This window comes from Pseudomonas sp. BLCC-B112 (assembly GCF_028550695.1).
In the GTDB taxonomy this organism is placed as follows: Bacteria; Pseudomonadota; Gammaproteobacteria; order Pseudomonadales; family Pseudomonadaceae; genus Aquipseudomonas; species Aquipseudomonas danubii.
The window spans coordinates 621,872-636,886 of sequence record NZ_JAQQGK010000001.1; the positions used below are offsets into that span (position 1 = coordinate 621,872).

The following is a 15,015-nucleotide window of genomic DNA, read 5'->3' on the forward strand; positions in this document are numbered from 1 at the left end:
GGCAACCTTTGGTTTTCAAATGGAAACAATCCATGAGCGAGATGGATGATCTGGTGGCGTTTGCAGTGTTGGTGGAGGCGGGCAGCTTTACCCTGGCAGCCCAGCAACTGGGGTGCAGCAAGGGCCAGCTGTCCAAGCGCATCAGTGCTCTGGAAGCCAAGTTCGCCGTGGTGCTATTGCAACGCACCACTCGGCGCCTGGACCTGACCGCCGCCGGCGCGGCGCTTTTGCCTCAGGCCCAGGCGCTGGTGGCTCAAGTCGAGCGAGCGCATCAGGCCCTGGCGCGGCTCAAGGACGACATGGCCGGCCCGGTGCGCCTGACGGTGCCGGTGTCCTTGGGCGAAACCTTTTTCGACGGCCTGCTGCTGGAGTTCTCCCGGCACTATCCCCAGGTGCAGATCGAGCTGGACCTGAACAACAGCTACCGCGACCTGGCCCGGGAGGGGTTTGATCTGGCGGTGCGCTCGGAAGTGGCCAACGATCAGCGCCTGGTCGCCCGGCCGCTGCTGGCCTGGCATGAGATGACCTGCGCCAGCCCGGCCTATCTGGAGCAATACGGCGAGCCGCAGACTCCCGCGGAGCTGGCCGAGCATCGCTGCCTGCTCAACAGCCACTACAGTGGGCGGGAAGAGTGGCTCTATCACCAGCGTCACGAACTGCTGCGGGTGCGGGTCAGCGGTCCTTTTGCCAGCAATCACTACAACCTGCTGAAGAAGGCCGCCCTGGTGGGGGCGGGAATCGCCCGGTTGCCTTCCTACATGCTGCACAGCGAGCTGGCCGATGGCCGCTTGCGCTGGCTGTTGCGGGACTACCAGACCCGCAGCATGCCGATGTACCTGGTGCATCCCTATCAGGGCGGCCTACCCAGGCGCACCCAGGTGCTGGCCGATTACCTGATGGACTGGTTCCGCCGCAGCGGTGAGGCGCTAGATCGTCTGTAGCCGCGGCCAGTGGGGTGCGAACTTGAATCGGTTCAAGGGGCTGTGGCCCTTTTCGCAGCCTGCGGCAGCGGCTACAGAGGACGGTGGTGAAAATGCCGGGCCAGCAGGTGGTCGAGGGAAAACATGCCCGGGCCACGGGCCATCAACAGCAGCAAGATCGCCGCCCAGGTGCCGTGGGTCGGGTAGGCGTCGGGGTAGACGAAAAGCTGGATGGTCAGGGTCATCCCCAGCAGCGCCAGTGCGGAAAAGCGCGTGGCCAGGCCCAGCAGAATCAACACCGGGAAAAAGTGCTCGGCAAAGGCCGCCAGGTGCGCCGCCACTTCCGGCGTCAGCAGGGGTACGTGGTATTCGCTCTGGAACAGGGGAATGGTGGAGTCCGCCAAACGCGGCCAGCCCAGTTCGAAGGTGCCGTCGACCAGGTCGATGGCCAGTCCCTCGACCTTGGTCTGGCCGGATTTCCAGAACACCGCGGCGATGGAGAAGCGCGCGATAAAGGCGATCAGGCTGTAGGGAATACGCTCGAACCCTTGAATGATTCGGTGCAGCAGTCCGCTAACGGGGGCAGGTGTCTGGGTGTTCATGGTCAAGCCTTTTGGTGAGGTTGCAGGTCGATGAGGGCGCCGTGGGCCAGCAGCAGGCCCAGGCACTGGCCCAGGTCGAAGTCGGCCTGGGCGTCCAGGGCATAAGCGGCGGCGATTTCCAGCGGCCAGTGGTGGCGCAGGCTGTCGATGAAGGTGGCGCTGCCGGCGTCCAGTGCGATCACCCGCACTTCCAGGGCATTGCGCAGCACCAGGGCGTGCTGGCTCTGGTGCAGGTCGAACGCTGGCCAGGCAGCGTCGCTCTGGTGAGCGGCCCACAGGCTGACGACGGCGAACGCCGAGTGCAGGGTGCGCAGTGACGGATGCAACTGCAGGCAGAGCTGGCCGAGGCGATCGGGCTGGTTCATCGCCGCCAGCAGTTGGGCCGGTTGCAGAGGCTCGGCGTCGGCGGCGTGATAAGCCTCGACCCGCAGCCGTTCCAGGCGCGCCATATCGGCCAGATAGGGCAGGGCCGCCGCCGGAGCGAAACCCTGGATGAAGTCCGCCAGGTCCTGGCCGTAGTCGTTGAGCAGCGGGCTGTGTGGAGGGAAATCCTGCACATACAGACGGGCCATGGCGTTGAAGAATGTCTGCCCCACCAGTTGCGCCAGCACTGGGTAGGCCTCCGCCAGGGCGTTGATCAGCGAGCCTTGCACGTTGTTGCGATAGACCGCGAAGCGACTGGCCGGATCGGCGCCGTTGCTGCTGCAAAGCCCCTCCGGGCAGATGGATTCGGCGCTCAGTAGCGCCTGGGCAAAGAGGGCGTGGTTGCTCATGGCTGCACCCGCGCCTGGTGTAACAGCGCCTGGGCCTGAGCGGCCTCCCCCAGCAGCGTAGTCAGGCTCGGCACCTGATTGTCCCGTTCGATCAGGGTGGCCATGGGGCCGATCCGCCCCAGCACCTGTTGGTACAGGGCCCAGACTGCCCGGTCCACCGGGGCGCCGTGGTCGTCGATCAACAGGCGGTCGCCGAGGTTGTCCCGGTCTTCGGCGAACCCGGCCAGATGGATCTCGCCCACGGCCTGCAGCGGCAGTGCCTGCAGATAGGCCAGGGGATCGCGCTGGTGGTTGATGCAGGAAACGTAGAGGTTGTTGACGTCCAGCAGCAGGCCGCAACCGCTGCGCTGGATCACTTCGCGGATGAAGTCCGTCTCGTCCAGGGTCGAGCGTTGGAACTGCAGGTAGGTAGCGGGGTTTTCCAGCAGCATGGTTCGCCCCAGATGATTCTGCAGTTGGTCGATGTGGTCGCAGACCCGTTGCAGGGTCGGCACATCGTAGGCCAGGGGCAGCAGGTCGTTGAGAAACACCGGGCCGTGACTGGACCAGGCCAGGTGTTCGGAAAAGGACTGGGGTTGATAGCGCTCGATCAGGACCGCCAGACGCCGCAGATGCTCGCTGTCCAGGGGGCCTGCGCCGCCAATGGACAGACCGACACCGTGCAGCGACAGCGGATACTCCTGGCGAATCAGGCCCAGGTAATGATGGAAGGGCCCGCCCGCCACCATGTAGTTCTCGGCATGCACCTCGAAAAAGCCAATGTCGGGACGCTGTTCGAGGACGTCCTTGAAGTGTTGGCTCTTGAGCCCCAGGCCTGCACAGGGCGGCAGGCTCGGGGTGGACGCCTGAATGTCGTGGCGGGGACGTGGGATCAAGGCTGTGTTCATCATCGACACTCAGGCTGGCGCAGGATCAGGACTTGGCTTTGAAGGCTTCGAGCTGGCCGAAACCGGTGGGCGAGGTGCTGCTGGCGGTTTTTTCGCAAGTGCCCTTGGGCACCAGTTTCCAGGCGTTGGCCTGGTCGTTGACCTTGGAGGTGCCGGCGCAGCTGGTGCCGGCGCCCGCGGCGCAGTCGTTCTTGCCCTTCATGGCCACGCCGAAGCATTTCTCCATGTCGTCGGCGGCGTGGGCGGTGGTGGAGACGGCAGCGATGCTCAGGGCGGAGCCCAGGGCCAGGACCAGGGCGGTGGCGGACAGGGTGCGAGTGGTGCTCATGATGTTTCTCCAGATCGGTTGGGTAAGGAAGCATTTGTGCTTGCTTACCCCTCTAGAGAAGGCTCATTGGCATTCGTTACAGCCCGGGACAGTTTTTTATCCCGGAATAAAAAAAACGGCCCCGAAGGGCCGTTTTCATTGACGCAGGTGCTTAGCCGCCCAGATAGGCTTCGCGCACCTTCGGATCGGTCAGCAGCGCTTCGCCGGTGCCTTGCATCACCACCCGGCCGTTTTCCAGCACATAGGCGCGGTCGGCGATCTTCAGCGCCTGGTTGGCGTTCTGCTCCACCAGGAACACCGTCACGCCGTCGCGGCGCAGTTGTTCGACGATGTCGAAGATCTGCTGAATGATGATCGGCGCCAGGCCCAGGGACGGTTCGTCCAGGAGCAACAGCTTGGGCTTGCTCATCAGTGCCCGGCCGATGGCAAGCATTTGCTGCTCGCCGCCGGACATGGTGCCGCCGCGCTGGGTGAAGCGCTCCTTGAGCCGCGGGAACAGCTCCAGGACCTTGTCCATCTGCTCCTGATAGTCACCCTTGTCGGTGAAGAAACCGCCCATGGCGAGGTTTTCTTCCACGGTCAGGCGGGCGAACACTCGGCGGCCTTCCGGCACCACGGCAATGCTTTTACGCATGATCTGCGCCGAGCTTTGCCCCACCAGCTCTTCACCCAGGTAACGGATGCTGCCGCTGTGGGCCTGTGGCGAACCGCAGAGGGTCATCAGCAGGGTGGATTTGCCGGCGCCGTTGGCGCCGATCAGGGTGACGATTTCGCCCTGGCGGATCTCGACGTTGACGCTGTGCAACGCCTGGATCTTGCCGTAGTAGGTGGAAACGTTTTCGAACTGCAGCATTTACGCTTCCCCCAGGTAGGCTTTGATCACTTCGGGATTGTCGCGGATCTGTTCCGGCGTGCCGTCGGCCAGGGGCGTGCCCTGGTTGATCACCACGATGTGGTCGGAAATGCTCATGACCAGCTTCATGTCGTGCTCGATCAGCAGCACGGTGACGTTGTGCTCCTCACGCAACACGCCGATCAGCGCCTTGAGGTCCTCGGTTTCCTTGGGGTTGAGGCCGGCGGCCGGCTCGTCGAGCATGAGAATCCGCGGGCGGGTCATCATGCAGCGGGCGATTTCCAGACGGCGTTGCTGACCGTAGGCCAGGGTGCCGGCGGGACGGTTGGCGAATTCCCGCAGGTTGACCTTGTCCAGCCAGTAGCCGGCGTACTCCATGGCCTCGCGCTCGCTCTTGCGGAACGCCGGGGTCTTGAACAGACCGGCCAGGAAGTTGGTGTTCAGGTGACGGTGCTGGGCGATCAACAGGTTCTCGACCGCGGTCATGTCCTTGAACAGGCGCACGTTCTGGAAGGTTCGCACCACACCCTTGCGGGCGATCTGGTGGCCCGGCAGGCCTTCGATCGGCTCACCGTCCAGGAGGATGCTGCCGGCGCTGGGTTGGTAGAAACCGGTCAGGCAGTTGAACACCGTGGTCTTGCCGGCGCCGTTCGGGCCGATCAGCGCCACCACTTGTTTTTCCTTGACGGTCAGGGCCACGCCGTTGACCGCCAGCAGGCCGCCGAAGCGCATCGACAGGCCGGTTACTTTGAGGATCTCACGGCTCATTTGCGCAGCTCCATGTGAGGACGTTGCATGGGCAGCAGACCTTGAGGACGCCAGATCATCATCAGCACCATCATGGCGCCGAACATCAACATCCGGTATTCGCTGAATTCACGCATCATTTCAGGCAATAGGATCATCACGATCGCCGCCAGGATCACACCCAGCTGCGAGCCCATGCCACCCAGCACGACGATGGCGAGGATGATCGCCGACTCGATGAAGGTGAAGGACTCCGGGGTCACCAGGCCTTGGCGCGCGGCGAAGAAGCTGCCGGCGAAACCGGCGAACGCGGCGCCCAGGGTAAAGGCCGAGAGCTTGATCACGGTGGGGTTCAGGCCCAGCGCGCGGCAGGCAATCTCGTCTTCACGCAGGGCTTCCCAGGCACGGCCGATGGGCATGCGCAGCAGGCGGTTGATGACGAACAGCGCCGCCAGCGCCAGCAGCAGGGCCACCAGGTAGAGGAAGATCACCTTGTTGATCGAGTTGTATTGCAGGCCGAAGAACTCGTGGAAGGTCTGCATGCCTTCTGCTGCCTTGCGCTCGAAGGTCAGGCCGAAGAAGGTCGGCTTGTCGATGTTGCTGATGCCGTTCGGGCCGCCAGTGAGATCGGTCATGTTGCGTAGCAGCAGACGGATGATCTCGCCAAAGCCCAGGGTCACGATCGCCAGGTAGTCACCGCGCAGGCGCAGCACCGGGAAGCCCAGCAGGAAGCCGAAGGTGGCCGCCATCATCCCGGCGATCGGCAAGCAGATCCAGAAGCTCAGGCCGAAGTAGTGCGAGAGCAGCGCGTAGCTGTAGGCACCGACGGCATAGAACCCCACGTAACCCAGGTCCAGCAGGCCGGCCAGACCGACGACGATGTTCAGGCCCAGGCCCAGCATCACGTAGATCAGGATCAGCGTGGCAATGTCCACCGCACCGCGGGAGCCAAAGAATGGCCAGACCAGGGCAACGACGATCAATGCCAGGATGATCCAGCGCTGGGTGCCCGGCAGGGTCAGGAAGTTGCTGGCCTTGGCCGGAATCAGCGGCATGCTGGGAGAAGACTTCCAGGCGGCGCTGATCTGGCTATGGAACAGCACCCGCAGGAACATCAGCACCGAGCACACCGCGATGGTGGCCAGGATGGTCGGGCTGGTGTTGTGGACTTCCAGGTTGATGCCGACGATGGTCAGTTTCAGGCCCAGTACCGGGTAGGCGACGGCCCAGACCAGCAAGGCGCTGAACAGCGCCGATTTAAGATTCCTAGTCATACTTTCTCAACCTCCGGACGGCCCAGAATGCCGGTCGGACGGAACAACAGCACCAGAACCAACAGGCCGAACGCCACGACGTCCTTGTACTGGTCGCCGAACACGTCGGCGCCAAAGGCTTCGGCCACCCCCAGCACCAGCCCGCCGAGCATCGCGCCCGGGATACTGCCGATGCCGCCCAAGACCGCTGCGGTGAAGGCCTTGAGGCCCACCAGGAAACCGGCGTTGGGGTTGATCACACCGTATTGCATGCTCAGCAGCACGGCGGCGATGGCCGCCAGTGCGGCGCCGATCACGAAGGTCAGGGCGATGATGTTGTTGGTATTGATCCCCAGGAGGTTGGCCATCTTGATGTCTTCGGCACAGGCACGGCAGGCGCGCCCCAGACGAGAACGGGAGATGAACAGCGTCAGACCGAGCATGGCGACCAGGGTCACCACGAATACCACGATCTGCATGTAGGAAATCAGCACTTCATGTGCGCCACCTGGCCCGATGGAGAAATTGCCCGGGATCAGGTTGGGAATGGATTTGTCCTTGGAGTCTTGCGCCAGCAGAACGGTGTTCTGCAGGAAGATCGACATGCCGATGGCCGAGATCAGCGGGATCAGGCGGTTACTGCCCCGCAAGGGGCGGTAGGCGATCCGTTCGATGCTGTAGCCGTAGGCACTGGTGACGACGATGCTCGCGATAAAGGCTGCGGTCATCAACAGCGGCACGCTGTCGAGTCCCATCATGGCCAGCCCGGCGATGGCGATGAACGCCACATAGGAGCCGATCATGTACACCTCGCCGTGGGCGAAGTTGATCATTCCAATGATGCCGTAAACCATCGTATAGCCGATGGCGATCAGGGCATACGTGCTGCCAACGGTGAGACCGTTAACCAGCTGTTGGAAAAAGTGATAGAGGTCAGGCATTACAACGCTCCTAAAAACCTGATACGCATTTCACTGGTGGAGTCATTTTCCCGCCCAGGCCCCGTGGATCTGCACCCACTTCGGGCTGGGTTTTGCCAGCGAACCGCTGATGACGGTTTTGAGATTTTCAGGTGGGCGGGATTCCGGATCACGGAACACAGGCCCATACATTCGTAAAACAAAGCCCACGGCGAGCCGTGGGCTTTATTGGCAGTCAGTCAGGGCGCGCCTTACTGAGGAGAGGCTTCGGTTTTAGGTTTGCCGAAGTGCCACTCGTAGACCACGAATTTGAAGTCTTTCAAGTCGCCCTTGGCGTCGAAGCTCAGGTCACCGGTCGGGGTCTTGAAGGTCCCGGCGTGGATGGCTTCAGCCACCTTGGCCGCGTCTTCGCTCTTGGCGTTGGTGATGGCGCCAGCGATCACTTCAACCGCGGAGTAGGAGGGGAATACGAAAGGACCGCTCGGGTCTTCTTTCTTGGCCTTGAATGCGTCAGCCAGGGCGACGTTGGCCGGGTCCTGGTCGAAGGATTTGGGCAGGGTCACCAGCAGGCCTTCGGACGCGTCCTTGGCGATCTGCGAGATGGAGTCGTTACCCACGCCTTCCGGACCCATGAACTTGGCCTTCAGGCCCTTTTCCTGGGATTGACGCAGGATCAGGCCCAGCTCCGGGTGGTAGCCGCCGTAGTAGACGAAGTCGACGTTGGCTTGCTTGAGCTTGGCGATCAGCGAAGAGAAGTCCTTGTCGCCGGCGTTGATGCCTTCGAACACGGCCACCTTGGTGCCTTTCTTCTCCAGGGTCTGCTTCACGGCGCTGGCGATGCCTTCACCGTACTGCTGTTTGTCGTGGAGGACGGCAACGACTTTTGGCTTCACGTGGTCGGCGATGTAGTTACCGGCGGCAGGGCCCTGGGCGCTGTCCAGGCCGATGGTGCGGAACACCATTTTGTAACCACGGGCGGTGATGTCCGGGCTGGTGGCTGCCGGGGTGATCATGATCACGCCTTCATCTTCGTAGATGTCGGAAGCGGGTTGAGTGGAGCTGGAGCACAGGTGGCCGACCACGAACTTGACGCCATCGTTGACCACTTTGTTGGCCACCGCCACGGCTTGTTTTGGATCACAGGCGTCATCGTATTCAACGGCTTCGAGCTTCTTGCCGTTGACGCCGCCCTTGGCGTTGATCTGCTCGATGGCCATTTTCGCGCCACTGAACTGCATGTCGCCGTACTGGGCTACCGGGCCGGTCTTGGGGCCGGCGATACCGATCTTGATGGTGTCAGCTGCGAACGAATGGCTGGCAACACCGGCCAGGACCATAGCGGCAAACAGTTTGGAAATCTGCTTAGTAGCCTTATTCATAGTGCTCCACTCTTACTGTTGTAATTTTTATAGTTCCGGCGGCCTTGGTCGCAGAACCGAATCAGATATATCGCGAATATCCGTCGGAAGTGCCCCTGGCAACTGTACCGGTACAGTGTAGAGCGCCGGTTGTTCGCTTGAAAAGCTGGCGGCTGGGGGCAAAAACGCGGGGTGTCGCTTAATCGAAAGAAAAAGACAGATTTGCGGCGTGGCTTGCGCCCGGTTCGGCGTCAGTCCCTGGCGCTTCTGAGCTTCTCGATCGGTGATGCATTTGCTTCTGGGTTTTTCTGCCAGAGCACCGACGTTATGATTGCGCCGATTTCATTTCTGGACAGTCCCATGACTCAAGAACCTAGCACCCTCTATGCCAAGCTGCTTGGTGAGACCGCATCTATCAGCTGGAAGGAACTGGAGCCGTTCTTTGCCAAGGGTGCCCTATTGTGGGTCGACGCCGACCTGGATCTGATCGAGGCGGCCCAGGCGGTAGCGGAGAATCAGGCACAAAAAGTCGCGGCCTGGCTGGCCGAAGGGAAGGTTGAAAAGCTGTCTGCGACGCGGGCGTCCGATCTGTTGGAGCGTGATCCGCAGCTGTGGGCCGTGGTGGTCTCGCCCTGGATTCTGACCCAGGAGAGGGCGTCGCGCTGAAGGTGCGCGCCAATCTGGTGCGCTATTTTGTCGGACAAAAGTGTGTAGCCGAGTAACCGTGAGTCCAGTGATGGCATCTTGCCGTGGAGAAAGGCCCCACAGGGATTTCAGCCAGGGTGACGTTCACGGAAGGGGCACAGTTTCAAGTCGGTCCGACGAGCTGCTTAATTGTTTCGTGGTGTAAGCAAATTGACCGTTCGCCGACGAGCCGGCTCCTACACCTTGTAGGAGTCGGCTCGTCGGCGAAGCCCTTCTTAATAGGCCGTCTTGCCCGTGTGGCTATTGAGGGAGATGACCCGGGTCTTGCCGATGCGGTGACGGTAGATCTCGCGCAGGTACTTGATGGCCTTCTTCACGCAATCGCGGGACAGGCGGATGTCGTTGATCGAGACGAACTTGTCCTTGTCGTTGATCAGCTCGCGGTACTTCTTCTCGTACATCGGCTTGATCGCGTACCAGTTGGTATCGAGGATCTTCGCCGGGTTCTCGAATTCGTTGAGCAGATCGTCGATGCGGTCTTCGTCGAATTGCTCGCTGACGATGAAATCCAGCACCGAGTTGTCCAGGGTGTCGTCGAAGCGGTACGGATTGCGCGCAAAGCAACGCTTGATAAAGGCCACGATCAGGGTCAGGAAATCATCCGACAGGCACGGGCTCTTGGCGATCAGGGTAGTCAGCGACAGGTTGGCCGAGGCGCCGATCACCAGCGCGTAGCGCTTGAGGGTGGTGTTGGGGAACAGGCTGTTGAGGTGAGTCTTGAGCCGGTTCAGATCCATGTAGGACAGCTTGTAGTCCTTGGGCAGGGACACAATCGATACCACCGACGAGCAGTTCTTGAAGAAATGCAGGTCGTGCAGCGCCGCGGCGTCATACCCCGAGGCCTTGTACTGCTCCAGGGCCGCACGATAGCGCTTGGACTCGATGGGCAGCAGGCTGATGCCTTCAATGGCCTGGGTCACCTTGTTGAAGTGCGGCAGGTCGATGGAGCGGAAGAACAGGTCGTCGATGTTCAGGCGCTGCGGCTCTTTCTCGAACACCTTGAACTTGTCGCCGCTGGGCACCGGCTGCTCCGGCACCACGGATTCGGCGTAGGCGATCGCCACCGGGCCGGCCAGGCTCATGAACAGGTCGTTGGCGTCCAGGCGGATGGTCTCGCCGATGTCGATGCCGGCGCGACGGAAGTAGTTCTGGTCGTAGTCGGTGGTCACTGCCTGGGCAGTGAGGATGTTGAAGATCTGCTGGGAGATGTACTGGTTGGCGTGCTTCTCCATGGCGTTGACGTCAATGTTCTGGATGTTGCCGTCATCGCTTTCTTCGGCGTAGCGCATGATGTCGTTGGAGATCAGCATCATCGCGTTCCAGGGGCGGATCCGCCCCATGACACTGGCTTCGCTGCTGTCTTCATTGTCGAAGTTGTAGGAGAAGTCCCACTCTTCCGAAAGGTATTTGCACAGCAGGCGGCCGGCGTTGATGTGCAGCGCCTCGGACATTTCGCTGCGATGGTCCGAGATGTTCGGCAGCACGCAGATGCCGCTGGTGAAGATCGGCTCGAAGACGAAGGAGTGCCCGCTCTTGCTGTCGTGCTCGTCCATCGGCTTGGTGTCGAAGGTCTTGTTCATATACGAGTACTGCTGGGCCAGGCCGAATTCCGAGGCCATGCCCGAGCCGGTGCCGCCACCGGCACTGAAGATCGAGAAGTACAGGCGCGACTGGTTGGCCTTGATCCCGCAGGAATCGATCAGGTACGAGTGGATCATTTTCCAGTCAGGGCTGGAGAAACGCTGGGTGTCCTTGTTGAGGATGATCTTGGCCAGGTACTGGCCGAGGATCGGCGCGTTACCGGCGCCACCGGCGTGGACTTCCGAGAGGTCCATGATCTTCATCTTGCTGTAGTCGCGGATGAAGCCGCTTTTCTCGCCCTTGCGCGAGAAGCGGATGCGCCCGGCGATGTCCTTGTCCAGGTCACCGAGCATTACCAGGGGCTCCACCAGGAATACTGGCTTGCTGGCCTTGCTCTGGCCCAGGCGCAGGTTCTGGCGGATCCACTGGCCGGGGCTGTAGCCGCCTTCGTAGGCCTTGTCTTCGTTATTGAATTCGTTGAGGTAGAACTTGCGGGCGTTGTACACCAGCTCCGCCACGTCCAGGGCGATGTTGGAGCCGCAGCGGCCCAGGCCGATCAGGCACACCGACGGGAATTCCTGGTCACGGCGATTTTCCTGCTCGTCTTCCAGGTGCGGCGGGCGCGGGAACACGGAGTCGCGCAAGCCATCGAGGTTGTCGAGGATGCGGTCGGTGTTGGTTTCGGTGAAATACAGGTACTGCTGGGTCGACAGGGGGCGTGAACTGGACAATGGCTTCGTATCTGAGTGGCTTGATGTGGGGGAGGTCAGCGTCATCTCGGAGACTGCGTTGGCAGGATTGTTTTTAGAAGTCATTGTGCGCCATATGCCTGGTCTGGTTGGCTCGAGACGAGGTGTCAGCGAACCATCACGGAATGGGACCTCGCCGCTGCGTGGAGCGCGAATTTTGCCCAAGGCGTCAGGGTATTTACTGAGCGTCGCTCGGGGGAATCCTTTCCTGAATCATGATGAATCGGCCAGTATTCGATGATCTTTAATCAAATGGGGGCAATATGATGTCAGCGTTACCTTCACTCGGGTTTGCCGGGATCGGCCTGATGGGGCTGCCCATGTGCCGGCGCCTGCTGGCTGCGGGCTATCCGCTGACGGTGTGGAACCGCAATCCGCAGAAGTGCGCGCCCCTGGTGGCCGCCGGGGCGCGACAAGTGGCCACACCCGCGCAGCTGTGCGAGCACGCGGATCTGGTGCTGCTGTGCCTGGCCAACACCGAAGTGGTGCGCCAGGTGGTGTTTGCTGCCGATGGCATCGCCCAGGGCGCCCGGGCCGGGCAACTGCTGCTGGACCTGTCCAGCCTGGAACCCACCGCCACCCGGGAGATGGCCGCGATGCTGGCTCGCGACACCGGCATGGCCTGGGTCGATGCCCCGGTTTCCGGTGGAACCCCCGGTGCCGAGTCCGGCAGCCTGGCGATCATGGTGGGCGGTGAGGCGGCGGATATCGAACGGGTTCGCCCAGTGTTGCTGGCCCTGGGGCAGCGGGTCACGCACATGGGGGCTGTGGGGGCAGGCCAGGTCACCAAGGCCTGCAACCAGATGATTGTCGCCTGCAATGCCCTGGTGATTGCCGAAGTGGTGGCCCTGGCGGAGCGTTCCGGCGTGGATGCACGGTTGATTGCCGAGGCCCTGGCCGGCGGTTTCGCTGACTCCAAGCCGCTGCAGATCCTGGCCCCGCAGATGGCTGAGAGCCGTTTCGAACCGGTTAAATGGCATGTGCGGACCCTGCTCAAGGATCTGGACGGTGCGGTGAAGTTTTCCCGGGAGCAGGGTTCGGCTACGCCGATCAGCGGATTAGCTGCACAGTTGATGCGTCTGCATGGTGGTCAGGGCTATCTGGAGCAGGACCCGGCGACCCTGGTTCGCCTCTATCGAGACCCGGCATCCGCAGATTGAGCCTGTCGTGGCGCTGGTTCAGTTCATCCAGTACCCGACCCAGGTCCTGCAGCGGCACCGGGCGACTGAGCAGGTAGCCCTGCAGGTAGTCGCAGCCGTAGTGTTCGAGGAACTGCTGCTGCTCCAGGGTCTCGACCCCTTCGGTGACCACCTGCAGGTGCAGGGTGTGGGCCATGACGATGATTGCCTGGACTATTTCCCTGTCCTGGGTCGACTTGGGGATGTCCTGGATGAACGATCGATCGATCTTCAGGGTATTGAGCGGCAGGCGCTTGAGGTAGGCCAGGGATGAGTAACCGGTGCCGAAGTCGTCGATCGACAGGGATACACCCAGGTCGCGGATCTGCTGGAGCAGGGCCAGGGTACTGGCGATGTTGCCCATCAGGGCGTTTTCCGTGACCTCCAGTTCCAGGCGTTGCGGGGCTACCTGGGCGTCACGCAGGGCGGCCGCGATTTCCTCGGCCAGGGTGTCACGGGTCAGGTTCAGGGCCGAGCAGTTGACTGCGATCTTCAACTCGCCACTGCCGTTTTGGGACAGGTAGGCCAGGTCCTCGCAAGCCTTGCGCAATACCCAGTTGTCCAGCTCGGCGATCATGCCGTTGGTTTCGGCAATGTCGATGAAGCGATCCGGTAACAGCAATCCATGCTGCGGATGTTGCCAGCGGACCAGGGCTTCGAGCTTGGTGACCCTGCCGAGCTTGAGGTCGTAGATCGGTTGGTAATACAGCAGCAGCCCTTGATCGTCGCGCAGGGCATTGCGCAGCTCTTCTTCCAGTTGCAGCTCCAGGGTGGCGCGGGTCTTCAGGCCGGAACTGAAGAAGTGCAGGCTGTTGCGCCCGGCACCCTTGGACTGATAGAGCGCCAGGTCGGCGTTCTTCAGCAGCTCCTCGCAGGTCTTGCCGTCGTCAGGGAAGACACTGATGCCGATGCTGGTGGTCATCACCATGCGCCGGCCCCCCAGTTCGATCGGTTCCTTCATCTTCTGCATGATGCGCTGGGCCATGAGCCGCGCCTCATCTCGCTCATGGAGGTTGATGAGAATGCAGAATTCATCGCCACCCAAGCGTGCCACCACGTCTTCGTGGCTGCGGGTGGAACTCTTGATATGCCCGGCGATGACCTTGAGCAACTCGTCGCCGGCATCGTGGCCGAGGCTGTCGTTGATTCGCTTGAAGTGGTCGATGTCGAGGAACATCACCGCCAGCATGCCGCCGAAGGTGTTTTTCTCCATGAGTTTTTCCGCGAACAGCTGGTTGAAGCCACGGCGGTTGATCAGGTTGGTCAGGGCATCGTAATGAGCCACCTGCTGCAGCGAGACCCTGGCCTGGTCCAGTTGCGAGAGCAAGGCGTTGACCCGACGCAGGTCCCGCTCCTTGTGTTGCAGCTTCTTGTCCGCCAGGGCCGCACTGATACCGCTGGCGATGATCAGGAGCGTGATCACGCTGAGGGTCAGGCCCAGTTGCATGTGGCCGTTGGGTGCCACTGAGGTCGGCAGGCTGCCTGCGGGCAGCACCAGGGTCATGGACCAGATGCCGGTGAAATGCATCAGCACGATGGCGCCACCCAGCACCAGGCTGATGGCGTACTTGAGCAGTTGATGGAACATCCCGCTGCCATCGCGCAGGTGCCGGGACAGCAGCAGCGCGGCCAGGCTGCCGCCGATCGCCACCATCAGCGACAGCCCCATGAGCATTGGTTCGTAGTACAGGCTGGCACTGGAGCGCATAGCGGCCATGCCCACGTAATGCATGCAGCAGATGCCCAGGCCAATCCACACCGAAGCCACGCCATAGCGCCAGAGCGGCAGCTCGATATGGCTCAAGGTGTTCATTGCCAGCCAGGCGGCGATCAGGGCGAGGAGCAGGGAAACCAGGGTCAGTGGCAGGTCGTACTGGATCTCCAGGGGCACTTCGAGCGCCAGCATGGCGATGAAGTGCATGGCCCAGATACCGCCGGCCAGACAGCAGACACCGACCCAGCGCCACAGGCGTTGATGGGTGGCTTGTTCGACGTGGCTGACACGTTCGGCCATATCCAGTGTCGCGAAGCTGGCGGCACAGGCCACTATATAAGCCAGCAGCACCAGGACCGGGTTGTGACTGCATTGCAGAACCACTTGCCCGCTATCTGGAAGCTCGGTGAGGAAATGCAGACCCAGCCATTCCATAGCATGCCCATC

At 61.8% G+C, this 15,015-nt stretch carries 14 protein-coding genes; 3 read left to right on the plus strand and 11 right to left on the minus strand.

Going from position 1 to position 15,015, the window contains the following annotated elements; all coding sequences use genetic code 11:
• The first annotated feature begins 32 nt into the window (after positions 1 to 32).
• On the plus strand, positions 33 to 941 hold the full coding sequence (locus PQT43_RS02905; RefSeq protein WP_102878628.1) for a LysR family transcriptional regulator: 909 nt from the start codon (positions 33 to 35) through the stop codon (positions 939 to 941).
• Between the two features lie 71 nt (positions 942 to 1,012).
• Here PQT43_RS02905 and PQT43_RS02910 read toward each other — a convergent pair whose 3' ends face one another.
• The 9 genes from PQT43_RS02910 to PQT43_RS02950 all read right to left on the minus strand — a co-directional run bounded on the left by PQT43_RS02910 (position 1,013) and on the right by PQT43_RS02950 (position 8,662).
• Entirely contained in the window at positions 1,013 to 1,522 is a 510-nt protein-coding gene (locus tag PQT43_RS02910; RefSeq protein WP_110594999.1) for a DoxX family protein, read from the minus strand.
• A gap of 2 nt (positions 1,523 to 1,524) precedes the next feature.
• Complete coding sequence (locus tag PQT43_RS02915) at positions 1,525 to 2,295, minus strand: HvfC/BufC N-terminal domain-containing protein (RefSeq protein ID WP_102878630.1); 771 nt, start codon at positions 2,293 to 2,295, stop codon at positions 1,525 to 1,527.
• Entirely contained in the window at positions 2,292 to 3,185 is an 894-nt protein-coding gene (gene bufB, locus PQT43_RS02920; protein ID WP_416375946.1) for an MNIO family bufferin maturase, read from the minus strand. Before bufB ends, PQT43_RS02915 begins: the two co-directional genes overlap by 4 nt.
• Positions 3,186 to 3,207: 22 nt before the next feature.
• Positions 3,208 to 3,513 carry a BufA1 family periplasmic bufferin-type metallophore gene (locus PQT43_RS02925; RefSeq protein WP_102861476.1) on the minus strand — a complete coding sequence of 102 codons (306 nt, stop codon included), beginning with the start codon at positions 3,511 to 3,513 and terminating at the stop codon, positions 3,208 to 3,210.
• A gap of 148 nt (positions 3,514 to 3,661) precedes the next feature.
• The gene (locus PQT43_RS02930) at positions 3,662 to 4,363 is read right to left on the minus strand and encodes an ABC transporter ATP-binding protein (RefSeq protein ID WP_267269490.1); all 702 of its coding nucleotides are present in this window, start codon (positions 4,361 to 4,363) and stop codon (positions 3,662 to 3,664) included.
• Positions 4,364 to 5,131 (minus strand): high-affinity branched-chain amino acid ABC transporter ATP-binding protein LivG, encoded by a 768-nt coding sequence (livG, locus tag PQT43_RS02935; RefSeq protein WP_253083850.1) that lies wholly within the window; start codon positions 5,129 to 5,131, stop codon positions 4,364 to 4,366.
• Entirely contained in the window at positions 5,128 to 6,384 is a 1,257-nt protein-coding gene (locus PQT43_RS02940; protein ID WP_102861477.1) for a high-affinity branched-chain amino acid ABC transporter permease LivM, read from the minus strand. The genes livG and PQT43_RS02940 overlap by 4 nt, the downstream gene beginning before the upstream one ends.
• Positions 6,381 to 7,304 carry a high-affinity branched-chain amino acid ABC transporter permease LivH gene (gene livH / locus PQT43_RS02945; protein ID WP_102861478.1) on the minus strand — a complete coding sequence of 308 codons (924 nt, stop codon included), beginning with the start codon at positions 7,302 to 7,304 and terminating at the stop codon, positions 6,381 to 6,383. Before livH ends, PQT43_RS02940 begins: the two co-directional genes overlap by 4 nt.
• 230 nt (positions 7,305 to 7,534) lie before the next feature.
• Positions 7,535 to 8,662, minus strand: a complete 1,128-nt coding sequence (locus PQT43_RS02950; RefSeq protein WP_102878632.1) for a branched-chain amino acid ABC transporter substrate-binding protein — start codon at positions 8,660 to 8,662, stop codon at positions 7,535 to 7,537.
• Between the two features lie 339 nt (positions 8,663 to 9,001).
• Here PQT43_RS02950 and PQT43_RS02955 point away from each other — a divergent pair, with 339 nt between their 5' ends.
• Complete coding sequence (locus PQT43_RS02955) at positions 9,002 to 9,307, plus strand: DUF2288 domain-containing protein (protein ID WP_102878633.1); 306 nt, start codon at positions 9,002 to 9,004, stop codon at positions 9,305 to 9,307.
• A 254-nt stretch (positions 9,308 to 9,561) separates the two neighbouring features.
• Here PQT43_RS02955 and PQT43_RS02960 read toward each other — a convergent pair whose 3' ends face one another.
• Positions 9,562 to 11,742 (minus strand): hypothetical protein, encoded by a 2,181-nt coding sequence (locus tag PQT43_RS02960; RefSeq protein ID WP_102878634.1) that lies wholly within the window; start codon positions 11,740 to 11,742, stop codon positions 9,562 to 9,564.
• A gap of 197 nt (positions 11,743 to 11,939) precedes the next feature.
• On the opposite strand from PQT43_RS02960, the gene PQT43_RS02965 reads away from it, so the two are divergent.
• A complete protein-coding gene (locus PQT43_RS02965) occupies positions 11,940 to 12,836 on the plus strand; it encodes an NAD(P)-dependent oxidoreductase (protein ID WP_267269491.1) in 897 nt (298 codons plus the stop codon).
• Here PQT43_RS02965 and PQT43_RS02970 read toward each other — a convergent pair.
• Entirely contained in the window at positions 12,727 to 15,003 is a 2,277-nt protein-coding gene (locus PQT43_RS02970; RefSeq protein WP_267269492.1) for a putative bifunctional diguanylate cyclase/phosphodiesterase, read from the minus strand. The two genes, PQT43_RS02965 and PQT43_RS02970, sit on opposite strands and share 110 nt — an antisense overlap.
• Positions 15,004 to 15,015 lie beyond the last annotated feature (12 nt).